The organism is Lysinibacillus sp. NPDC096382, from assembly GCF_044762845.1.
In the GTDB taxonomy this organism is placed as follows: Bacteria; Bacillota; Bacilli; order Bacillales_A; family Planococcaceae; genus Lysinibacillus.
Map to the genome: position 1 here is coordinate 193,406 of NZ_JBIWFC010000002.1, position 21,383 is coordinate 214,788.

Annotated in this window: 23 protein-coding genes and 2 pseudogenes; 10 read left to right on the forward strand and 15 right to left on the reverse strand. The window is 33.2% G+C overall.

The window, feature by feature from the left end; genetic code table 11:
• The first annotated feature begins 606 nt into the window (after nt 1-606).
• The 5 genes from ACIQZA_RS04705 to ACIQZA_RS04725 all read left to right on the forward strand — a co-directional run bounded on the left by ACIQZA_RS04705 (nt 607) and on the right by ACIQZA_RS04725 (nt 4,488).
• The gene (locus ACIQZA_RS04705; RefSeq protein ID WP_402880546.1) at nt 607-1,302 is read left to right on the forward strand and encodes a response regulator transcription factor; all 696 of its coding nucleotides are present in this window, start codon (nt 607-609) and stop codon (nt 1,300-1,302) included.
• A gap of 79 nt (nt 1,303-1,381) precedes the next feature.
• Nucleotides 1,382-2,305, forward strand: coding sequence for an ABC transporter ATP-binding protein (locus ACIQZA_RS04710; protein WP_402880544.1), 924 nt, complete (start codon nt 1,382-1,384; stop codon nt 2,303-2,305).
• Nucleotides 2,298-3,041 (forward strand): ABC transporter permease, encoded by a 744-nt coding sequence (locus ACIQZA_RS04715; protein ID WP_402880542.1) that lies wholly within the window; start codon nt 2,298-2,300, stop codon nt 3,039-3,041. The genes ACIQZA_RS04710 and ACIQZA_RS04715 overlap by 8 nt, the downstream gene beginning before the upstream one ends.
• Before the next feature lie 20 nt (nt 3,042-3,061).
• Nucleotides 3,062-3,961 carry a sensor histidine kinase gene (locus ACIQZA_RS04720; RefSeq protein WP_402880541.1) on the forward strand — a complete coding sequence of 300 codons (900 nt, stop codon included), beginning with the start codon at nt 3,062-3,064 and terminating at the stop codon, nt 3,959-3,961.
• Between the two features lie 188 nt (nt 3,962-4,149).
• Nucleotides 4,150-4,488 (forward strand): phosphoglycolate phosphatase, encoded by a 339-nt coding sequence (locus tag ACIQZA_RS04725; RefSeq protein WP_402880539.1) that lies wholly within the window; start codon nt 4,150-4,152, stop codon nt 4,486-4,488.
• Nucleotides 4,489-4,890: 402 nt separating this feature from the next.
• Here the strand turns inward: ACIQZA_RS04725 and ACIQZA_RS04730 are convergent, their stop codons facing one another.
• Together ACIQZA_RS04730 and ACIQZA_RS04735 are read right to left on the reverse strand one after the other, a co-directional pair.
• Nucleotides 4,891-5,088, reverse strand: coding sequence for a hypothetical protein (locus ACIQZA_RS04730; protein ID WP_400938286.1), 198 nt, complete (start codon nt 5,086-5,088; stop codon nt 4,891-4,893).
• Nucleotides 5,089-5,212: 124 nt separating this feature from the next.
• Nucleotides 5,213-5,527: a hypothetical protein gene (locus ACIQZA_RS04735; RefSeq protein WP_402880537.1), complete on the reverse strand. Its 315-nt coding sequence runs from the start codon at nt 5,525-5,527 to the stop codon at nt 5,213-5,215.
• A gap of 317 nt (nt 5,528-5,844) precedes the next feature.
• Between ACIQZA_RS04735 and ACIQZA_RS04740 the strand changes: the two genes are divergently transcribed.
• Entirely contained in the window at nt 5,845-6,024 is a 180-nt protein-coding gene (locus tag ACIQZA_RS04740) for a hypothetical protein (RefSeq protein WP_402880535.1), read from the forward strand.
• Nucleotides 6,025-7,394: 1,370 nt separating this feature from the next.
• Here the strand turns inward: ACIQZA_RS04740 and ACIQZA_RS04745 are convergent.
• From ACIQZA_RS04745 to ACIQZA_RS04770, 6 genes and pseudogenes are all read right to left on the reverse strand, one after another.
• The gene (locus ACIQZA_RS04745; protein WP_400938279.1) at nt 7,395-7,865 is read right to left on the reverse strand and encodes a peptide-methionine (S)-S-oxide reductase; all 471 of its coding nucleotides are present in this window, start codon (nt 7,863-7,865) and stop codon (nt 7,395-7,397) included.
• A gap of 473 nt (nt 7,866-8,338) precedes the next feature.
• Nucleotides 8,339-8,545 carry an SDR family NAD(P)-dependent oxidoreductase gene (locus ACIQZA_RS04750; protein WP_402880533.1) on the reverse strand — a complete coding sequence of 69 codons (207 nt, stop codon included), beginning with the start codon at nt 8,543-8,545 and terminating at the stop codon, nt 8,339-8,341.
• A gap of 550 nt (nt 8,546-9,095) precedes the next feature.
• Nucleotides 9,096-9,439, reverse strand: a pseudogene (locus ACIQZA_RS04755) (N-acetylmuramoyl-L-alanine amidase family protein); the annotation flags it as partial.
• Between the two features lie 126 nt (nt 9,440-9,565).
• Nucleotides 9,566-10,822, reverse strand: a complete 1,257-nt coding sequence (locus ACIQZA_RS04760) for an MFS transporter (RefSeq protein ID WP_402880733.1) — start codon at nt 10,820-10,822, stop codon at nt 9,566-9,568.
• A 28-nt stretch (nt 10,823-10,850) separates the two neighbouring features.
• Nucleotides 10,851-12,035, reverse strand: a complete 1,185-nt coding sequence (locus tag ACIQZA_RS04765; RefSeq protein ID WP_402880531.1) for an aminotransferase — start codon at nt 12,033-12,035, stop codon at nt 10,851-10,853.
• Between the two features lie 68 nt (nt 12,036-12,103).
• A complete protein-coding gene (locus ACIQZA_RS04770; protein ID WP_402880529.1) occupies nt 12,104-12,886 on the reverse strand; it encodes a PhzF family phenazine biosynthesis protein in 783 nt (260 codons plus the stop codon).
• A gap of 192 nt (nt 12,887-13,078) precedes the next feature.
• On the opposite strand from ACIQZA_RS04770, the gene pdxR reads away from it, so the two are divergent.
• Nucleotides 13,079-14,551, forward strand: a complete 1,473-nt coding sequence (gene pdxR, locus ACIQZA_RS04775) for a MocR-like pyridoxine biosynthesis transcription factor PdxR (protein WP_402880528.1) — start codon at nt 13,079-13,081, stop codon at nt 14,549-14,551.
• Between the two features lie 208 nt (nt 14,552-14,759).
• Here pdxR and ACIQZA_RS04780 read toward each other — a convergent pair.
• The 4 genes and pseudogenes from ACIQZA_RS04780 to ACIQZA_RS04795 all read right to left on the reverse strand — a co-directional run.
• A pseudogene (locus tag ACIQZA_RS04780) lies at nt 14,760-15,138 on the reverse strand (GNAT family N-acetyltransferase); the annotation flags it as partial.
• 180 nt (nt 15,139-15,318) lie between these two features.
• Nucleotides 15,319-16,032 (reverse strand): SDR family oxidoreductase, encoded by a 714-nt coding sequence (locus ACIQZA_RS04785; RefSeq protein ID WP_402880526.1) that lies wholly within the window; start codon nt 16,030-16,032, stop codon nt 15,319-15,321.
• Nucleotides 16,033-16,065: 33 nt separating this feature from the next.
• Nucleotides 16,066-16,617, reverse strand: a complete 552-nt coding sequence (locus ACIQZA_RS04790) for an NAD(P)H-dependent oxidoreductase (RefSeq protein WP_402880524.1) — start codon at nt 16,615-16,617, stop codon at nt 16,066-16,068.
• Entirely contained in the window at nt 16,595-16,720 is a 126-nt protein-coding gene (locus ACIQZA_RS04795) for a hypothetical protein (protein ID WP_402880522.1), read from the reverse strand. Before ACIQZA_RS04795 ends, ACIQZA_RS04790 begins: the two co-directional genes overlap by 23 nt.
• 242 nt (nt 16,721-16,962) lie before the next feature.
• Between ACIQZA_RS04795 and ACIQZA_RS04800 the strand changes: the two genes are divergently transcribed.
• Nucleotides 16,963-17,301: a winged helix-turn-helix transcriptional regulator gene (locus tag ACIQZA_RS04800; RefSeq protein WP_402880521.1), complete on the forward strand. Its 339-nt coding sequence runs from the start codon at nt 16,963-16,965 to the stop codon at nt 17,299-17,301.
• Nucleotides 17,302-17,663: 362 nt separating this feature from the next.
• Here ACIQZA_RS04800 and ACIQZA_RS04805 read toward each other — a convergent pair whose 3' ends face one another.
• From ACIQZA_RS04805 to ACIQZA_RS04815, 3 genes are all read right to left on the reverse strand, one after another.
• On the reverse strand, nt 17,664-17,846 hold the full coding sequence (locus ACIQZA_RS04805) for a hypothetical protein (protein WP_402880519.1): 183 nt from the start codon (nt 17,844-17,846) through the stop codon (nt 17,664-17,666).
• 288 nt (nt 17,847-18,134) lie between these two features.
• Nucleotides 18,135-18,476, reverse strand: a complete 342-nt coding sequence (locus tag ACIQZA_RS04810) for a hypothetical protein (RefSeq protein ID WP_400938268.1) — start codon at nt 18,474-18,476, stop codon at nt 18,135-18,137.
• A 695-nt stretch (nt 18,477-19,171) separates the two neighbouring features.
• Nucleotides 19,172-19,303 (reverse strand): hypothetical protein, encoded by a 132-nt coding sequence (locus ACIQZA_RS04815; protein ID WP_400938266.1) that lies wholly within the window; start codon nt 19,301-19,303, stop codon nt 19,172-19,174.
• Nucleotides 19,304-19,815: 512 nt separating this feature from the next.
• Here ACIQZA_RS04815 and ACIQZA_RS04820 point away from each other — a divergent pair.
• Together ACIQZA_RS04820 and ACIQZA_RS04825 are read left to right on the forward strand one after the other, a co-directional pair.
• Nucleotides 19,816-20,325, forward strand: coding sequence for a DUF3231 family protein (locus tag ACIQZA_RS04820; RefSeq protein ID WP_402880517.1), 510 nt, complete (start codon nt 19,816-19,818; stop codon nt 20,323-20,325).
• Nucleotides 20,326-20,836: 511 nt separating this feature from the next.
• Complete coding sequence (locus ACIQZA_RS04825) at nt 20,837-21,190, forward strand: gamma-type small acid-soluble spore protein (protein ID WP_403009856.1); 354 nt, start codon at nt 20,837-20,839, stop codon at nt 21,188-21,190.
• Nucleotides 21,191-21,383 lie beyond the last annotated feature (193 nt).

The window sequence follows — 21,383 nt, forward strand, 5'->3', positions numbered from 1 at the left end:
TTAATTCATCCCCTGTAATATCTGTTGTAAAAGGACATAAAGTTTACACAGTTAGTCATCCCCAATTTTTTATAATTAAAATAAGTCTCGCTCTATCTTGGAGTTTTACATTAATTTAAGCTGATATAAGGTGCATATAAAATGTATACGTTCCGTTATGGTTGTTAAAGGACAAATATTTTTGCTACTAAAAAATGTTTAAGTTATTTAACTTTTTTATTTTTACGATAAAAATGACGTTATAAAGTGTATCGAGATTCATTTAGGAGTACCGAATCCTTCATAGGAATCTTTTTGATTTTTTCAAAATGGGAAAGTAAATATGCTCCTCCCCCTACTATCAGTCGTTTAAACAACAGAAAAAAATAAAAACCAATAGTAAAAGCATCTACGAAGAAGGCAGAGATGCTTTTATTGAATGAGCTTGATAGTGCGAACAGTCCCTTCTCTTTAATGGAATTTCAATTTGTTTGTTCATATTATTTTAGATACCGTACAATCATTGTTTTTTAAGAGTAGTTAACAAACACATTAGGTAATACTATGTTTGAATATTAATGATTTATTATGTAATATAGACAAGCCTCATAGTTAAAGGAGTTGATAATGGTGGCACAATTAATCAATATATTAGTTGTTGAAGATGATAATGATATCAATCAATTATTATGTAGTATCGTTGAAAAAAGTGGCTATGTTTCTAAATCGGCTTTCTCTGGAACAGAAGCAATGATTTATTTGGAGAAACAAAATTGGGATATGGTATTACTAGATCTAATGCTTCCTGGTATAAATGGAGAAGAAATTCTTTCAAATATAGCTGAAAAAAGTAATACGCCTGTGCTTATTATTTCGGCAAAACTGGAACAGCAAACTAAAATTAATGCGCTAAGATCGGGCGCGGATGACTACATTACGAAACCGTTTGATATTGATGAAGTATCAGCGAGAATTGACTCCCATTTGAGAAGATATCGACGTATGCAGGTACTTCCGACGAAAAAAGAATTAAGTCACAAAAACATAGTGATTGATACAGAAGCTAAAAAAGTAGTTGTGGAGGGGAAATCACTTGCTTTTACAGCTCGTGAATACAATATTTTAGTACTTCTTCTGTCATCACCCAACAAAATCTTCACGAAAGAGAACTTGTTTGAAAATGTTTGGAATGAACCATATTATGGTGATGATAATACCATTAATGTTCATATGAGCAATTTAAGAAGTAAGCTCTCTAAGGCTAGTCCAGGTGTTGAATATATCGAAACGATCTGGGGAATGGGCTACCGTCTTAAATCTTAAGCTTTTCTTTAGATTTAACTTAAGCTTCTCTTATGTTCTTCTTACTATACTAGGTATATCAAGTAAGGGAGGTAAGTATATGAAAGATTATGTACTTAAGACAAATCAATTATCAAAGCAATATAAAAATCAAGTTGCTTTAAATAAAGTGAATCTATCGATTGAAAAAGGTTCTATTTACGGCTTTATTGGGCAAAACGGTGCAGGTAAATCCACGCTAACTCGTATTGTGACTGGATTAGCAATACCCACATCGGGTACAGTAGAGCTGTTTGGAGAAACGAATGAAAGGAAGTTAATTCAAGCTAGAAAACGTATTGGTTCTATGATTGAACAACCAGCAATATATCCACATATGACAGCTGCTGAGAATTTAGAAGCACATAGACTTTTAAAAGGCGTCCCAGGTAAAGAATGTGTTCAAAAAACACTAGCACTTGTTGGTCTTCATGATACGGGGAAAAAGAAGGCGAAGAATTTTTCTTTAGGTATGAAACAAAGACTTAGTCTTGCGATTGCTCTTTTAGGAGATCCAGAATTTTTAATTCTCGATGAACCGATTAATGGATTAGATCCTATGGGTGTTGTAGAAATAAGAGAGTTGTTAAAAAAACTTAATAGTGAAAAAGGCATTACTATACTGATTTCAAGTCATATTTTAAGTGAACTTCATTTGTTAGCTACTCATTATGGCTTCATTCATAAGGGAGAATTGATTGAGCAAATGACACTTAAACAACTAGAAGAGAAATGTCAGCAATATATCCACATTAAGGTTGATAATACCGAAAAAGCTGCAACCTTAATTGAAACTGTGCTTTCTACTAATGATTTTGAAGTCATGCCAGATGGTGTGATTAGACTATACAAGTATCTTGATCAACCAGCCACAGTTTCCGCAACATTAGTTAAAGAAGGGTTGATCATTGAACAGTTTAAGTCAATGGGTCAAGATTTAGAAAGTTATTTTACGAAGCTAATTGGAGGAGTTCAGCATGGATAATCTATTAAAATCAGAACTATTTAAGTTAAAAAAGGATAGATCGTTTAGAAAACTGACACTGGCATTGATGATAATTGCTGCTCTTTTTCCTCTTTTAGCGAGTATTTATAAAGTAGAGCAATTAAGCGTTAACGAATTATTTATAAGTATCATTGGTAGGAATAATTACGTGTTAAAGTTAATCCCATGTCTTTTAGCTGGTTATTTCATCTCTAGTGAATATTCTATGGGTACAATGAAAAGTATTGCATCTTCGGGCAATAGCAGAATTAGAATTTATATCTCCAAACTAATGGTTTTTTCATTTGGAGCAATCATTTTTTCACTAATATTACCAATTGCTATGACAGGAACTGGTGCTATTTATGCTCAATTCAACGATATGCCTGATTTAAAGTACTTTGTTCAAATAATTATTTTTACTATGTTGTATGCAGCAGCATTTGCATCAATTATGATGGTATTTGCAACAATGTTCACGGATAGTGGCAAAACGATCGGCTCACTAATCTTAATATTCTTACTATTCGATGCTGTAATGTTCATGTTAGCTAGTAAGTTCACCTTATTTGAATATATTTATAATTATTCAGTATTTAAGTTATCATATGACATCATTAATATAAATGCTATGGACAGTATAGAAGTATTTAAATTAGCACTGATCCCTATACTAACGTATTTGGTATTTGGATTATTAGGAGTTTTTACATTCCTAAAGAAAGAAATTAAATAAAAAAAGAAAGGCGAGTGAAAATGATGATCTATATAGTAATTATATCTGTTATAGCTGTATTTTTTATCCTCATTCGCTTTTACTTATTGAAACTGGAACTAAAACGAGTTACTCAACAATTAAATCAGTTAAACAATAAAGTAATCTCAAAGAAAATAGACCTAACTTTTTATGACAAAGATCTTGAGAATTTAACAAAAAATATTAATGACCAAATTGATTTAACTAATGAAGCAATTTTTGAGAAATTAAGAACTGAAAATGAAATGAAGCAGGCAATTGCAAATATTTCGCATGATATTCGTACGCCAATGACATCTATTTTAGGTTATATACAATTTTTAGAATCCGATGATATTGGTCCTGAGAAGAGGATAAAATACCAAGAGAACATTAAAAATGGGGCACTGAGATTAAAGGTTTTATTAGATGAGTTTTTTGAACTATCGACTATAGAATCAGCTGATTATCCATTAAAAGTGGAAAATATCAAATTAAATAAATTGCTAGTTGAAGTTTTAATTGGTTTTTATGATGATTTCAATAAAGCACAAATAGAACCATCAATCCTTATTCCAGAGGATGAAATTTATATTACGGGCGATTCATCGGCTGTTAAACGTATAATTGAAAATTTAATTTCCAATGCGATTAAACATTCGAGTGGCAATGTTACTATTCAACTTGTGAATAATTCGTCATCGGTTCAACTTAATATAATGAATCCCGCTAAAGAATTAAAAGAACAAGACCTCCCTCTTCTTTTTGATCGTTTTTATAAAGTTGATCAAACAAGGACTAAACGAAGTACAGGTTTAGGATTATATATCGCGAAAAGTCTAATGATAAAGATGGATGGGAATTTATCAGCAGAATTAAATGGAGAGCAATTACTGATGAAATGTGAATGGGAAAATTAAGATTTTTCTCCGGTGTGCTTCAAATTCTTATTGTCATGAGAATAAGAAAGAGTATCTCCTGTTGTAGATACTTGATACTTCTAAATAAAATTATCGAGTTGAAAATTCCGATATGAAACCCTAAAAGTGTTCAGTATATTTTTGATACAAAACTAAATTAAGAAAATATGTTGTGAGGAAGATATTTTATGAAAAACAAAGGAATAAAAATTTTAGCTATTTTTGCTGGTACTATTGCTCTAGCTCTAGCGGCTTTTTTCCTTATCGATCAAGGTATGCCTAAGGAATTTAGTGAAGAAGCATGGTCAGATACTAAAGAAAAAGCCATACAAACTACTGTGGAGCATTTTAAAAATGAAAACAATATCGATGTTACAATAAATGAAGTTAGTTCTTCAGGTGAATATGCAACACATGAAGTATATTTAGAAGGTCATGTTGTTGGTAATGAGAATAAGAAAATATCTGCTGTTGTAGATACTTCTGAAAAAAATTACCAAGTAAAATCTGTTAATATGAATGCCTAATCTTTTTTATAGAACCCTTTGAACAGTTAACTTAAATGTTAGCGGTTCTTTTTAATGCACACTTTCTTTCGATTGAACCTCATAATGATCAGTAACCGTATTCGGAATTCTAAGTTACGTTTTACTTCGACAACTCCTTTAAAGATATTAGTTACTTCGAAACTATTCTATGTGTTGTTGCTTAGTTACCATTTTAGAAAATAAAACCTTTTGTAGTCTCTTGTCTTAACTTTTCTTTTATTGAAGCATTCAAAAAGGCTTATGAATATCTCCTAACCCTTTCAATCTTTCTAATTGTATAACGTTTGATTTGAAATCGTTTAAAGGTGGTAAAGTTTTCAAATAAGTGAAGAAATATTAAATGCATAAAAAGCCACGCCTTGTTGGACGTGACTTTATGCATTAATTCAAGTAAATATATACTTCTACAGTATTAGATTCTTCTACGTATACAAAGTCCCGTCTTTCTACTTTGTAAAATGCATTTCCTAACCCTACTTTATCTCCTACATTAGGTAATACAGGTATCGTATTTTCAAATTTATTAATCACATGCCCCTTACCGTTTGCTGCGCAATATATTATAGATAACTTCTTCATAAATAATCACTCTCCATCTACATTAATCATATTGTAGATGGATATCAATAATACTCATGCGATAAAATTACTCTTCCCACCAAAACCCTCTCATCTCATAGCAATTGTTCATTTGTATACATTATTATTTTGATGAATTACCAGTTGATGTGTTAACGGCTGCATTTTGTAATGATTGGTTCATTTGTTGTGAAGATTGATTTGTTTGTTGTTGAGGTTGTTTCGATTGTTGTGAAGATTGGTTCATCTGTTGTAAAGGCTGAGACATTTGCTGCAACGGTTGTGTCATCTGTTGTATTGGCTGCATCATTTGTTGAGCATTCTGTAGATTTAACTTATTTGAAATGTTTTTTGTGAACTGTTGAAAAGTGCCATTTTGCATTCCTCTAGCTACACTTAAAATAACAGCTCCTATTACTCCCCATGTTAGAAATCTCACTAATAAAAGCCTCCTTCCTTAATTAAATATTATTTTAATACAGGTTTAGTATTGGAAATAGAGCTAATACTATACTGAACATTTTTTGGGTTATTTTTATGTATTTCGATGCTCTAACCAATTGTAAAAAGGCACTGAACATTTTTTTACTCCTACCATTCCAACAAGTAATAATACGGTACTGGATTCTTTAAAAGTTGTCCTCTACTTACAGATAAATACCCGAGTATAGGTATAGCAAAACAGATAACTAATTACATTTATCTGTATATTAATAATACATTCACCAGAATGATAATACTAAAGGAGGTTATGCAATGAAGAAAATATTTTATATAGGAGTATTGTCTACATTAATACTAACTGCATGTAATGAGGATGAAGCGGCATCGGAAGAAGCTCCAGCTAGTGAGCAAAAAGAAGCTAAAGAAAAAACTGTAAATGCTTATACTAAAGAAGTTTCTGAGAAGAATCTTAGCGATGAAGCAACTAAGTAGCTTCATCTTATTATTATGAACACAAAAAGATCAGGTACTCACCTTGGTTCTAAGGGTCACTTTTATCCCAAGTGGGCGTTTTGCTTTTACTAAACCGTAAAGGGGAAGCAATTCTGAACTTTAGTGTATGAGGACCAGCAACGGATGCTATTACTTATATATAGGTAACAATTTGCACAAATTAATATTGAGTGTACTGCATACACTTATATAGACTGTGGCGTTGGCGAGCGCCACAGTTTTTTATTGCATTTATAAATGTAAAAACCAATATTTTTCTATTGGAGCATAAAATATTAGTGTCACCAATAAATTTCATCTTCGCAACTTTTTTCATGTCAAAACATTAAAATATTATTGGGCTATAATTGGTCACTCCGATTTAGAAAATGACCATTTTTATTGCGTTGTAATGTTCTCGATTACAATTACAATATTTATTTTGGGATAGCAACTTATTGCATCGCTCCAAACTGTTATCGCACACGCTATCCCTTTATTATACATGTGATGGCGATTTATCCCAATATCTACCGATTCTAAGCTTGGCGTCGTCATACGCTGTGGCTTTTTTTATGTATAATTAACCTTAACTTGCTCACATTAGTATTGAGTGTATCGCACGCACTTATTAGGTTGTGGCGTTGGTTGACCGTCACATCCTCCCTCATTTATTACTTAGGGTCACTTCCAACCTAGTGACCCTTTTTTAGTTTCTTTCCTCATATTGTTCTGAAAAATTCCACTTACACTTCCTTAAAACTGTAAAACAACCTCGAGTTATTGTTTTTTATTTTTATTCGATTTATAAGGCCATCCACTATACAAATCATACTATCGCAACATAATTATAGTAGTGTTAAGCAAATTAGCTTAGCTCTGCACATAACTTTTAGGCTTTGGGTTACTCTGACCCAAGTGACCCTGTTGAATTTATTTATTTTTTACAAGATGGAATAAACTGGATATATTATTCTCGGTTGATGTATATTCATCAGGAATTGGTTTCCCTTTAAATAAGGCATCGCCATTACGCACTAAAATGTCTTTTCCTGACTGTGTCCCCCAAACGCCATAACCGGCACCGGGAGCAATCGCAAATCGAACATCTTTAAAGTATTCTCTGACTAAACCAGATCTTTTTTTTAGGCGCTACCATTTTTTTGAATATAAAGGTCGCGTTTGTTTTAGCATGGAGACTTTTTTAGTGCCAGAGATTTTATTTTCATGGGAGTATAAGAAGAACAGAGACGCTAATTAAACAATCGCGCCCGATCGTTGAAATGATTAAACAGTTCTGCTCCCCTTATCATAGGGTAAAGTATTTCTGAAAACTAAAGATGCCATAAACCAACTTTTAATAATCTCCCTTACTTATACCTACTTAATATTTCTTCTGGAATATGACAATAATCATTTGGACATTTAGCTAACCGATCTTGATGTTCTTCTGCACTTCTCATATAGTTTGTAAGAGGTAATACTTCAACAACTATAAGGTCGTAATCATTTCTCTCACAAAGAAACGCCTTCGCCTCTTTTAAGTGTTCAGGCTTTTCACTATATACTCCGGTTCTATATTTCTCGCCAACATCCTGTCCTTGTTTATTCAAACTGTATGGATCAATGATTTCAAATAAATACCCCATTAATTCTCTGATTGTTACAACTGTCGGATCAAATCTTGTTTTTACACATTCGGCATATCCATCATAATCACCCTCAAGTGTATGACTTGTCCCATTAGCTCTTCCTGCTTCTGTAAACTTAACTCCAGGTAAAGTTTTTATAAAAGCTTGTACTCCCCATAAACATCCACCTGCAAAATATACTACTTCCATATTGCCTCTCCTTATTGTTTAAAAAATAAAAAAATGTAATTACTAAGTCTGCTACATATTAAAATAATAACGAATTTTATTATTCCACATTATGGCCCGATTGTTGAGCACAAGTCAAACGACGCTATTCAATAAACTTGCTCCGTTCGGATTATAAGGTCAACTGGATAAATTTTGTTGACTGTTTTTATTCAATTTATAGATTGATAGTAGCCGGGGTAGAACGGACCTGCCCATGGGTCTTGATCCCGATAACTAAACTGTTCGCCCCCTACTTGTTAACACCTGATTAGGCTGGTTGGGGGCAAAGTGATCCCGTATAACAAGCGAAGATATGAATGACAAGATAGATAGAGGTTACTGGTCAATCCACTTTATAAGGAGGAGGTCATAGCATTTATCGCTCCTTATAGCAGATGCGTAATGAATGCTTTCTTCTGTCCCTTTAATACGTGTAGCCGCTGAAGAGACATTCATAATTTTTCGCCTTTCTCGAAATCATTTTGTCTTAATACTGCTTGAGAACATAAGAGAACATTTCTTACACATGTAATTTGAACTTTTTCCCATAGCTCTTCACTCATATCCATAAATGTACGTTGGGGTATGCCACCACCAGCGTTGTTAACTAAAACGTCAATTTTGCCAAATGAAATAGCTTGTTCAACTATCGAGTTCACTGCTTCTTAATTACTAACATTAGCTTGAATTGGCAATGGCGTATCCATCTTTTTCTTGAATTCATTGGACGGCTTCCATCGCCCCCTTAACATTTTAATTAATAATTATTTTAGCCCCTTTAGATGTCATCAACTCGGCCGTGGCTAGCCCAATAACTGAGCTTCCCACGGTGATGAGAATAACCTTTCCTGACAAGTTATGCATAGCTCCTCTCCTAATAAAATGTTTTAATCGTAATTCTGCTTTTTACATCGTTAAACCTTTAGAAGAAATTTTTATATATGAGCAATTGAGGCTTTTGTTAGATTACTACTTAGCTTAGTTCAGTGTTTCTTGTTAAGCTAACCTGCGTCGTTAGTTTAATAGTGGGGAATTTAATGAAGTCTCTGGATAGATAAATTAAAGGAAATGTTAAGATAATCTGGATATGTTACGTCTTTTTTTAATACAAAACTCTCCTATTTTTACTAATTCAATTGAACATACAAAAAATACAATTCTTTCTGATTAAATCATAGAAAGAATTGTATTTTCAATTTAGTAATTTTGTTAACTAGTAAAATACTCAATGATGCCATCAACAATACCCTGTTGCGTTTTTTCTTGGAATTCTGCTGAATTCATTGTTTTTTCATATCTTCGTTAGATGTAAAGCCTAACTCAATTAAAATTGCTGGTGAAGAATTTTTTCTTAGAACAAGGTAATCGCTACCTTGAACACCTCTATCGCGAGTATCTATATTTTGATTAAAAATAGCTTTTTGTACAATTTTAGCCAATTTCTTATCTTTTCTTTTATTAACTCCATAATGAGTTGTTATTCCTTTTACATTTGTATCCTCAAAAGCATCATGGTGAATGCTAATATATAGATCTGCTGAATGGTCTTTAGACTTTGGTGTCTTCTATTAATGTTTATCTTGTCGCATTTTGTTTATTCAACATAAGTAAAATAAACTAAATTATTTACATGTCCTAAATGAAAGCACACATTTAAATTAGATGTTAATCTCCCATACTTAAATAGTACTTTGTTTTTTTTTCTCTAGAGTCTTTTGCTCAGGAAGTAAAAAGGTGAAAGTTGCACCAATTAATAAAATAATTATCGATAGATAAAAAGAAGAATTATAATTGGCATGGAAATTATACATTAGACCTGGAACATATGCCCCTAATGCAGAACCTATTTGATGACTAAGAAATAGCCAGCCTATAATAAAACCTATTGAATAATTTTTAAAATGTTGGGTTGCTAATAATTGAGTAGGAGCTACAGTTGCAAAATCAACTAAACCAAAAATCATAGCAAAAATTATGAATAGATAAGGATTACTATTATCGAAAAGTAATAAAAGAGAAAGTGGCCGAATTATATATAAGACAATTAGGAACTTACGACTACTCCATCGATCAGCTATAACACCTGAAATTATTATTCCTATTATATTAAATGCGGCTAAAACACTGACTGCTATGCCAGTTATGCTTGTTGAAAAACCACATAACTGTGCAATAGAGATTAAGTGAGTGTCCATTAATCCTGTTGTAGTAAAACCACAAATCGCGAAAGGCAAAATAATGAACCAAAATTGTTTTTTTCGATAAACTTCCCAATTAAAAAATGTGTTATTTTTTTTCTTTTTAATTTTTGTACTGTCTTCTTTACTATGGCCTCCTATAGGTTCCAACTCTTTATCTTCAGGATTATTTCGTATGAAAAACAAGACTATTGGAAAGATTACTGTGGCCAGAATTAAGCCTAATACACTAACAGTTCCTTTCCAACCAATCCAATGTATTAAAGCAAGAGACCCTGGTACAAGTAACATTTGCCCTGCACCAAACCCAGTTTCTACTATTGCTAAAGCAAGTCCCCGTTTTTTATTAAACCAGTTTGTAACAACTACCGTTGCAGCTACATTTGATGCTCCTCCAACCCCAATTGATACAAATAGTCCGTAAATAATCATCAATTGCCAAAAATCATTGACAAAAGCGATCAATAAAAAGCTAATTGCCACTAGAATAGTACTTAATGAAAGTATTAAGCGCGGCCCAAACTTATCAACTAATGTTCCAATAAATGGTTGTGATACCCCATAAACAATAAAACTAATTGTTGAGATAAGTGAAATTGTTCCTCGGTCCAATTGAAAGTCATTTTCCCAAGGCTCAATAAATGCACCAAATGATAAACGAACGCCTTGAACAGCCAATAGATTTATAAATATGACTAGTACAATTATCCACGCATAATGAATTTTCAATTTCTTAATGTCACTTCTTTTCTGTTGGATAAATATTTTATAAAATTTCTTTATCTATGAATCTTTTAATTCGTAGCATGGCTTCTTGTAAAAGTTCAAAACGAGTAGCATAACTACATCTTATATACCCTTCACCACCTTTACCGAATACTGAACCTGGTACTACAGCAACATGTTCATCTATTAGTAGTTTTTCAGCAAATTCTTCACTTGATAAGCCTGTTGAAGAAATATTTGGGAAAACATAAAAAGCTCCTCCTGGTAAATGACAGGAAAGTCCCATTTCATTGAATTCTTTAACAATATAACGTCTACGGTCGTTATAACTTTGTACCATTTTTCTAACTTGCCCCCGTCCATTTCTTAAAGCTTCTATGGCTGCAAATTGAGACATTGTAGGAGCGCACATTATGGAATATTGATGTACCTTCAACATTCCTTGAATAATTTCTGATGGTCCACAAGCAAACCCTAATCTCCATCCTGTCATAGCAAAACCTTTTGAAAATCCATTTATTAAAATGGTTCTACCCTTCATACCTGGGATGGAAACCATACTTGTAAAGGGGGCATCATAAGAAATTTCCGCATAAATTTCATCCGAAAGGACCAGTAAATTATGTTTTACTATTACCTCAGCAATTTTTTCAAGGTCTCTCCTATTTAGGACAGTTCCAGTGGGATTATTAGGAGAGCAAATGATTATTCCTTTTGTACTTTCTGTTATAACTTTTTCTAATTGCTCAGGTTGGAGCTTAAAATCAAAATTAGCCAATGCTTGGATAGTTACTACTTTTCCACCCGCCATTTCAATAATTGGAGAGTACGATACATAGCTAGGTTCTATCACTATTATTTCATCACCAGGATTAACGATAGTTCTTATAGCAATATCAAGAGCTTCAGAAGATCCTACAGTTACTAAAATTTCATTTTCAAATGAATATTTTGCATTAAATTTATTGTATAAATAGTCAGAAATTTCTTTTCGAAGTTGAATAAGCCCAGCGTTAGGAGAATAAGCCGTGTAACCTTTCTCTAATGATAAAATGCTTGCTTCACGAAAATTTAATGGCGTTACATAATCAGGCTCACCTACTCCCAGTGATATAACATTGTCCATTTGATAAGCTAAATCGAAAAAGCGTCTAATACCTGATGGCTTAATGGTTTTAATACGATTTGCTAAAAAATTTTCTGGGTCAAAACCTTTGGTATTCATAGTTTAAAATCACCATTCTTATCTTTTACAATCTTGAAAATTGTTTTTTTTTGAAGTCTTTTTCGCTTTTATAATTGTAGATCCGCAATTGAATATAAAACAGCTGAGCCACTAATCTTTACTCTAACATCGTTGTATTTACAGTATAGTGTTCCACCACGTTTAGAAAGTTGTCTAGCAATCATTCCATTTTTTCCTAGTCGTTTTGCCCATAATGGAATTAAACTACAATGTGCTGAACCGCAAACTGGATCTTCATTTACATTTAGTTTTGGCCAAAAGGCTCTAGAAACAAAATCAACTTCATTTCCTTTTGCAGTCACAAAAACAGCAAGTCCCTCCGGAAATTTCGCTAATTTAGTAAAATCAGGAGACAAGTTGCGTACATCTTCTTCTTTTTCAAGTACAAACACCAAATCTCTACCTAAAAAAGTTTCTACAGGTTCTATACCAAGTGCTTCCACCATCTGTTTTGTCAATGTATATTCTTTAAGCTTTATACTTGGGAAATCTAATTCATAAAGATCATTTTTCTTCACAACAAGCAGTTCTCCACTCTTAGTTTGAAATCTGATATTTTTAAGTTCTTTGTCATAAAAGTTAGTGATAGTATAAGCAGTAGCTATGGTAGCATGTCCACAAAGATCAATTTCTCCTCCAGGTGTAAACCATCTTAAATGATAACTGTCTCTATTCTTTTCTTTTACAGCAAATGCTGTTTCAGAAAGGTTGTTTTCGATAGCTATATTCTCCATCACTTTTTCAGGCAGCCACTCATCCATAATACAAACACCTGCAGGATTACCCTCAAATATTTTTTCCGCAAAAGCATCCACTACATAATATTTCATTAAATAAACCCTCCTGTTTACTTTTTATAATTGTTTAAATATTCCGTAATTTCATATAACTCACCTACCTACTGTATACATAGCAAAGCATCCTCCCTAATGTTATAATGTGTTCATTTGAATCACCTTATTTTATACCGAAACTAGGTATAACACTCAATACACTTCTATAACACTTTATGGAGGATAGACATGCATATTGAAATTCAACGAAAATCAGAGACTTCTCTTTCTAAACAAATTTTCCAATCAATAGTTGACCATATACGATCGGGTCTATTACGAGAAGGAAGCCAGTTACCTTCTGTCCGGGAATTATCTAAAAAATTAGAAGTTAGCTTTGTTACTGTAGTCAAAGCCTATAAAGAACTCGAAAAAGAAAATTTTATTATTTCTATTCAAGGAAAAGGAACGTTTGTGAATATTGACGAATCAGATGTAAGTAATTCAAAAACAGATGAACCACCATTTAATTGGCAGTTATCGATACAAGATTATCTCCCAAGAGCGCAGTTTTCTCGCTTTCATCACGTTCAAGGTGAAATTCAACTCTCTTCATCAATGATTGACCCAGGGCTTCTCCCTAACCAATATTTAGAAAAAGAAATTCATAAAATGCTTTCTGAAAATCCAAGGATATTATCTCGATATAGTGAAATCCAAGGTGAGTATAAACTGAGAGAAGCAATGTCTAACTATTTAAAACAATTCGATGTTCCTACTACACCTGAAAACCTTTTAGTTACAAATGGATCTCAACAAGGAATAGATCTTATTGCTCGAACATTTATTGGTCCAAATGATGTTGTGATAATGGAAAGTCCCACGTATCCAGGAGCGATAGACATTTTTAGAGGAAGAGGGGCTACCATACTTACTGTTCCAGTAGATAGTGATGGTATGAATTTAAATATACTTCAAAATTTGTGTGATAAATACAAACCAAAGATTATTTATACAATACCTACCTTTCATAACCCCACTGGTGTAGTTATGTCACATAAGCGACGTAGACAAATTTTAGAAATCGCTAAAAGTATTCAATGTATTATTGTAGAAGATGACCCATGGAGTGAGATTTATTTTGATAAAAAGCCCCCTGCCCCTATTAAAAGTATGGATAATTATGGTCATGTAATTTATTTAAAAGGGTTAAGTAAAACGCTAGCTCCAAGTTGCAGAATTGGAATTCTCTCAGCATCAGGTTCTATTTTCAATCGTCTACTGGCTGCTAAATCTAATGCAGATTTGGGTAGTCCTTTACTAACACAAAAGTCATTATTACCCTTTATTACTTCAAAGAAAATGATAGATCATATGAAAAAATTAAGAACAGCCTTAAAAGTAAGACGGGATTTGTCACTCGAATTACTATCACAATACTCTCCTGACGGGATTACGTGGATGGTACCTAAAGGGGGACTAAACATATGGATTACTCTTCCGAATTGGATGGATACAAATCAACTTCTTATAGAAGCTAAAAAAAATCTCATATCATTTTTACCAGGTTCTGCTTGTTTTCCAGTAGAACATGAAAAATGTCATTTACGATTAAGTTTTTCATTTATGAGTGAACAACAATTACAACAGGGGATTAAAACTTTATGTATGATTTTTAATGCTGAAATATCTTCAAAAAAAAATAACTCGCCATATTTTTGATAATATTCTTATGATTAATATATATAAGGATTTCCAGAAAGAAACGATTACCAAAGATTATTTTATGATCTGAGTAAAATTAAGAGAAGACAAAATCGAAGTTCTAGATTACTAAGGGATATAAAATTGGAGTATCAATTAAGACCGATCAATAGAAGACGTCTATTAGATACTAAACGCCTGTCATTTTGTTAATGTATACAGGCGTTTAGTATTTTAGTTGCTTACACTGTAATGCTAATGCTTTTGTACGGCGCTCATTAAATTCCATAATACGTGTTTCATTATTACCATTATTAATTTGTTCTTCATCACCCATATAAAAAGAGTGAGCTCCCGTTTGGATAAAACCTATTTTCTTGTAAAAACCAATGGCATTATCATTCTTTTCCCAAACACCTAACTAGATGCTTTTTTTGTTTTGTGCTACAGCTATTTCCATCCCTTTGTTAATTAAATGTTTTCCAAGTCCTTTTCCTTGATATTTATTTCTAATGTGAATTCTTTCAATTTCTAGTAAGTCAGTCATCCCCCATATGTTCAGATTGAGCCGCATTGACATTTACCTTTAAATTGCCAGCAGCTTCTTAACTAAAAGAAGTCTTAAATATGAAATATGCTTTTACTGTGGTGGCATTTTAATCTTAACATGGAGGATATCTTTCATTATTCAATCTAACCTTAGTATTTCACCTTTTGATGTACATTTGGTAGAACTGTCTAAAAAATATAGATTTACTTAGTAAGTTGGGAAATCATTTGCTGGCTTAAGCTAAAATGTGACCGCCTTCTACATGAAGAACGGTTCCAGTCACGAAACTGTTTTGTTGCAAGTATAGTACGCTTTGTGCAACATCTTCAGCTCTTCCTATTCGTTTTACAGGAAGTTTGTTTTCAACAGAATTATAGAAGTTATTACGTGCTTCTTCTGGCATTTTGCTACGGGAAGGTGTATCAATTATACCGGGAGAAACGATATTTACTCGGATTGGAGCAAGCTCTAATGCCAAGGTCTGGCCTAGATTCGAAACAGCCGCATTAACTGCACCTAGAATTGCTGAACCAACCATAGACTTGTAGGCTACAACCCCAGAGAATAAAGTGATTGAACCGTTTGGTAAAATTTTTGAAGCACCGTATTTCGCTGCATAATATTGTCCCCAAAATTTGTTTTCAAATAGTTGTCGGGCTTGGGCTGTATCCATTTGGAGGAATGACCCGCCGGATGTTTCTGCCGCACTTACCACAAGATGATCGAACTGCCCGATTTTTTCAAAGAAAGAAAGGACTTGCTGTTCTTGCGTTATATCTAGAGTATAAGCTGTTGCTCTAACTCCTAATTGCTCTTTTGCATTCCGTAATTTATCTTCGGAACGGCTGGCAATGATTACTTCTTCCCCTTCAGCTATTAGCTGTTTAGCTGTTTCTAAACCAATTCCAGAGCTTCCACCGATAATTACAACTTTTTTATCTTTAAACATGTTTTTCTTCCCCCTATAGGTTTACTTAATAGATTAAAAATTCAATACCTCTTGTAGATGTCTATCAAGTTCGGAGACAAACTTTTCAACCTTCGGATTTTTGACTACATCATAACAAGAGAAACTCTTTAAAGGTTTCAATCCGAGAAATTTCTGTATACGATGTAAATGACTTAAGGCATCTTCTAGGCTACACCCTTCGAAAAATTGACTTGGATCGTTAAATGCTTTTTCAGGAGCATTCCAGGTAGTCGAAAACATATATTTCTTTTCAGTCAATAATCCGCCTTTTCCATACTGGTCAGCACCCTTGAAAAATAAACCATAAGTATATACTTCATCCATATACGTCTTCAATAAGCCCGGGACACTGAACCAATAGATAGGTGTCTGGTAAATGACAATATCAGCCCATATAAATTTTTGTTGCTCTTCTTCGATTTTATATCCGTTTTGAATAATTGTTGTTTTGACATTGTACTTGTCACTTAAAAAACTGACCATACTGTTCATGAGTGTTTGGTTCAATGTCCCCTCAGCAGATCTATACTTCTGATGGCCGTTAATAATAAGTATATTTTTCATCTTTTGCTTGCTCCTTCAATTCAGTTCTTAAAGTACCGCCTAGCGTGTAGCTTGTAACCAATAATCCTACAGCACTAAGTTGAAATTCAAATTGTTTGCTCATCTGGAAGAATATCCATGATTACCAAAAGCATTGATTGCAAACGATAGTTTGTTACGTTGATTTCTTGCAATAATTTTGATCACCTCCTCAATAAGGGATTAAATTATAAGTACAACGATATTATAAATATAGTAACTTCATTTATGGAAGTAGTGATATTTAATTCATAAAGTTTCTGGAAGTATACTATTGTGATATGATAAGGTAAATTAATCAAAAAATTTTTTTGGAGGATGCTTCAGATGAGTGTTATTGAACCAGTAGTGTTGACCAAAGGAGCACCAGGTGAGACTTGCCCCATTGCTAAAACGCTCGATGTGATTGGGACTAAATGGACTTTTTTAATTATTCGCGATCTGCTTATAGAAGGAACAATGCGATTCAGTGACCTCTTGAAATCAATGAATGGAATTAGCCCGAAAACACTTTCACTCCGTCTTAAAACACTAGAAGATCATGGGATATTGAATAAAAAGGTATTCCCGGAGGTTCCCCCTCGTGTGGAATATACGTTAACAGAAAAAGGAAAACAATTGGAAGGTATTTTCATTGAATTAAAGAGATTTGGATTAAATTTGTAAAAAATTAATTATTGGAAAAAGCCCTCTACAAATCATTTTGTAGAGGGCTTCACTGTAAAACATGTTTAGTTACCAACTTATAAATTTTTATTTGAATTTTTTCCACTTCTTTTTGCCATTATTATAGTTCATGCCATTTTCCAGTTAACTGAGCAATTTTTTCTCTTATACCAACAATTCTAAAGCCCATTTTTTATGTAATTGAATACTTGATGTATTGCTTGCAAAAAAAGATGCGTCCAAAAAACTTGCTTCTTCACTATTAGAATTTAAACAACATTGATGCAACCCTTCCCTATACTATCATTCGAATTATATATCCTTACTTCTCCAACTCGAATAAACAGAGCGTAAAGGTGAAATTAACCAACCACTCTATTATGTGCTTCTGCTTCAAAACGCAAGGGTGAATGATATCTTTCACCATACTTGTTCACTTGGTACATTTGTTTCAAAGATGCTATCCCTGTTTTGATTCCTTCTTGATAGTTTTTAACGCCTCTACTAGATTTCCTTGTTTCATTGAAAAAATGTGTCCAATCCATTTGCCCCTTATTAAAAGGACTGCTAGCTTTCGCTAACAGTCGAATAATTAACAACATGTATTTGATTGATTGGAAAGATTACTACTGCATATGCCTGTTTCTGGTAGCTCTAATTCCACACGTTGCGAAGCTTACTCATTGTCTGCTAAATAGGCAGCTATTGATCGGACTTGTCATACTACAGATATTATAGACAAGAATGTCCTGACAACCAAAATTACTATCGAGGAGAGGATATATATCAAAAAGCATAAGCTTTTTACGCCTACGCTTTTTCAAAAATTAATGTTAAGACATCGTTATTCTTTTACAAGCTATTTTTGCAGCTGGAATTGCAACACCAGCACCAAGTGCGGCATCTACTGATTCTCCCCAAGAACCACTGCTAGCCTTTATTTCGTTCCCTGCTGTCAAAACGCCTTCTGCTACAATTTCAACACAATCATAATAGTCTGGATTAGGATTACTTTCAAGATACTGTACAGCTAATTCGTCTGCTTTCTTTTGTATTGAAAGTCGACCTTGTTCAGCCAATGAACTAAAAACACTCTCGGCTTGCCCACCAAAATGTACTATTACGTCGTTAATGTCTCGACCAGTACGATGTATTTCTCCCATTTCAGATGACATATTTAGTCCTCCCAATCCTTGAAATTTGAACTTTTTAAGTTCACTAATATTTTATCCAACTGTGATTGGTCTTATCCATCAACAACTATTTCTTTTTGGTTTATATAAAAAATTCAACATGTTCGTTTAGGAATTTTTGTCTCTAGATTTAGGAGAAAATTTCTAGGATTATTCTAAATGACTTTTCGTGTGTCCGTAGATTCATGTCGTCGTTCAATATCTGTACTTTTCGGCTTGTATTTCTGAAGCTCCTTATAATTTTCATGTGAACGATAACGCTCCTTTTTAACTAATACGATATTTGGAGGTATTATACTTGCAACTACATACTGCCATTGAATTTGTATTGTATATTATAATTAAGTTATGAATACAATTTACAGCTATTCTTAACCTTTTTAACGGACTATGGCTGTTCTACCTGTTTAAATGTGCATACTAAGACTCAAGTAATTCGCTTTATCCAATATCTATTAGGATCATTAAAACAAAAACCACGTACGGTCAACCAAAAATTTCTTCATTAAAATCGTTCACCAAATAGAACGATACCTTGCTAATAATTTTACGCGCGGGATTGAAACGCAAAAGACCGATTAAACTTCCTGTCTTTATGACATTAACGGATCTAAAGCAGCTATTTGACTATTTAGAACGCGCCCAAATACGTTTTGCGTTACAGAAAGAGCAAATGTTTAAATTGTTAGCAGCAACAAGTCTAAGACGTTCTGAACTTTTTTCATTAATATAGGAACAAGTTGATTTGATAAATGAAACGATTCATCTAAGTTATTACGAAATACGTTTTCCTCATCAAATGAATACATTTTGTAGTATCCCCCGTGTCTCTTCTAAGATTTTCAGATGTACTTTTTAGTTGTATTGTTTTTAAATACTAGAACATACATTATCTTCGGGATAGCTATGTGTTGAACATGCTTTACCCCGATTTTTAAAAAGCACTACGCTATCCCAATCATAATAATTTAATCAATTCCCTATTCTATATTTTTAAATACAATTTCATGGTTAATACACTATATAATCATAACTTCTAAATCATATTCTAAATATGTAAAGTACATTTGCTTTGCATCCCGATTTCCTTCTAAGGGTCACTCCATCCCAAGTGACCCTTCTATAATTTTATTTTTCTAAACAGAAGTGACAAACAAGCATTGTAATAGTGGTATACAAAATTCTTTTTATCTTTCCTTCATTTCTGTCATGGCCACTTTGAACAAGTGGTCTTTTTAATTGCTAAAAATCGAATTATTTTTCTTTTTTAACCCATACTATCCCTGTTTGAAAATGTTCAAATAAGAGAGGAAGTGCAAGTATGGGAATACTTAGTGGCAACCCAAAAGACGAGCCATTACACTACGGAGAAGTCTTTAGTATCTGGACACATCTCACTGTAAATTATGGCTTTATCGCTGGATATCAAACGTTTTACAATCATTCTGGTGATGAAGATTTAAGAAAAATAATCGAAGATATCATCGACACTTGTAGAGAAGAAGCAAAACAGTTAGAAAAAATACTAAAAACTAACGGCGTTGCTCTCCCGCCTGCACCACCGGAGAGACCAGTTGCACGAATAGAGGATATCCCCCCTGGTGCGAAATTCAATGATCCTGAAATTAGTGCAGCCCTAACAGGTGACCTTGCTGCGGGGTTAGTTACATGTAGTCAAGTTATGGGGATGTCAACTAGGGAGGATATTGCTTTAATGTACGCTCAATTTCACACAGGTAAAGCTCAACTCGGCTCAAAACTGTTACGTCTTAATAAGACTAAAGGCTGGTTAGTTCCCCCACCGATGCATGTGGCTTATCCAGAAAAATAGTATTTGATTAAACCTGACAAACCGTTCCCCAGTTTAACGCTGGGGTTTTTAACTGTTCCATTTATTACGAGGTAATGTTATGCACATATTTTCATGGTTATCAAAAGGAACAAGTTTGTTATACTTCTTACCTTCGATGATTATATTAATAGTTGTTATTTTAGTTTGTGTGAGAATCTACGTTGTAATATTCCTAAAAACTCTTTCACCTAAAATATTTAAAATATTTTTGATACCTGTTGTCCTTTTAGGGTTTATTTTCTGGGCTATTCCATTGAACATGGGATTTATGAGTTTTTTAGAGCGTCTTTTATGCTCTATTTTCATTTAATTCTCAAATTGTTCATTAGTTTACTGTAGCATGGGACAACGCTTTTTTTCTTATCTCAATAAATGATTTTTTATGAAAATCACTTTAAATAATGCTTGGTAAATCAATACTACTTCATTTAGGATATCCTACGAATAATAAAGCGTCTTTTGTACAGACTAATTTTAGGAGGTGAAATACATGAATAAAAACAACCAAAACTTTAACTCGATGAACCAAGAATTCGGGAATGAAACTGATGTTAATCAAATTAAACAACAAATCCAACAAGCAGAAGCTAACAAAAAGCAAGCTTCTGGTACAATGAACTCGATGAACCAAGAATTCGGGAATGAAACTGATGTTAATCAAATTAAACAACAAATCCAACAAGCAGAAGCTAACAAAAAGCAAGCTTCTGGTACAATGAACTCGATGAACCAAGAATTCGGGAATGAGACTGATGTTAATCAAATTAGACAACAAATCCAACAAGCAGAAGCTAACAAAAAACTAGCTTCTGGTCGATTTGAAAATAAAAACGATACAAAATAAAATTGATTATCATCCCAAAACCGGCAACTTTTTTGCCGGTTTTCCCTATTATATCTCCAAGCATATAGACTTTTTTCAGCGTCGGTATGATTTTTTATTTTAAATGTCTAAGTCCATGCTATCCCTCCTATTCCCTTTTCTCCTGTACATTTTCCTCTTTAGAATCATATAGTTTAAAAATAATACATACTTT

Coding starts and splice junctions, on each gene's coding strand:
- ACIQZA_RS04705 (WP_402880546.1), top strand. CDS start 607: ATGGTGGCACAATTAATCAATATATTAGTTGTTGAAGATGATAATGAT.
- ACIQZA_RS04710 (WP_402880544.1), top strand. CDS start 1,382: ATGAAAGATTATGTACTTAAGACAAATCAATTATCAAAGCAATATAAA.
- ACIQZA_RS04715 (WP_402880542.1), top strand. CDS start 2,298: ATGGATAATCTATTAAAATCAGAACTATTTAAGTTAAAAAAGGATAGA.
- ACIQZA_RS04720 (WP_402880541.1), top strand. CDS start 3,062: ATGATGATCTATATAGTAATTATATCTGTTATAGCTGTATTTTTTATC.
- ACIQZA_RS04725 (WP_402880539.1), top strand. CDS start 4,150: ATGAAAAACAAAGGAATAAAAATTTTAGCTATTTTTGCTGGTACTATT.
- ACIQZA_RS04730 (WP_400938286.1), bottom strand. CDS start 5,088: ATGAAGAAGTTATCTATAATATATTGCGCAGCAAACGGTAAGGGGCAT.
- ACIQZA_RS04740 (WP_402880535.1), top strand. CDS start 5,845: ATGAAGAAAATATTTTATATAGGAGTATTGTCTACATTAATACTAACT.
- ACIQZA_RS04745 (WP_400938279.1), bottom strand. CDS start 7,865: ATGGAAGTAGTATATTTTGCAGGTGGATGTTTATGGGGAGTACAAGCT.
- ACIQZA_RS04765 (WP_402880531.1), bottom strand. CDS start 12,035: ATGAATACCAAAGGTTTTGACCCAGAAAATTTTTTAGCAAATCGTATT.
- ACIQZA_RS04770 (WP_402880529.1), bottom strand. CDS start 12,886: ATGAAATATTATGTAGTGGATGCTTTTGCGGAAAAAATATTTGAGGGT.
- pdxR (WP_402880528.1), top strand. CDS start 13,079: ATGCATATTGAAATTCAACGAAAATCAGAGACTTCTCTTTCTAAACAA.
- ACIQZA_RS04785 (WP_402880526.1), bottom strand. CDS start 16,032: ATGTTTAAAGATAAAAAAGTTGTAATTATCGGTGGAAGCTCTGGAATT.
- ACIQZA_RS04790 (WP_402880524.1), bottom strand. CDS start 16,617: ATGAAAAATATACTTATTATTAACGGCCATCAGAAGTATAGATCTGCT.
- ACIQZA_RS04795 (WP_402880522.1), bottom strand. CDS start 16,720: ATGAGCAAACAATTTGAATTTCAACTTAGTGCTGTAGGATTATTGGTT.
- ACIQZA_RS04800 (WP_402880521.1), top strand. CDS start 16,963: ATGAGTGTTATTGAACCAGTAGTGTTGACCAAAGGAGCACCAGGTGAG.
- ACIQZA_RS04805 (WP_402880519.1), bottom strand. CDS start 17,846: ATGGATTGGACACATTTTTTCAATGAAACAAGGAAATCTAGTAGAGGC.
- ACIQZA_RS04810 (WP_400938268.1), bottom strand. CDS start 18,476: ATGTCATCTGAAATGGGAGAAATACATCGTACTGGTCGAGACATTAAC.
- ACIQZA_RS04815 (WP_400938266.1), bottom strand. CDS start 19,303: ATGTATTCATTTGATGAGGAAAACGTATTTCGTAATAACTTAGATGAA.
- ACIQZA_RS04820 (WP_402880517.1), top strand. CDS start 19,816: ATGGGAATACTTAGTGGCAACCCAAAAGACGAGCCATTACACTACGGA.
- ACIQZA_RS04825 (WP_403009856.1), top strand. CDS start 20,837: ATGAATAAAAACAACCAAAACTTTAACTCGATGAACCAAGAATTCGGG.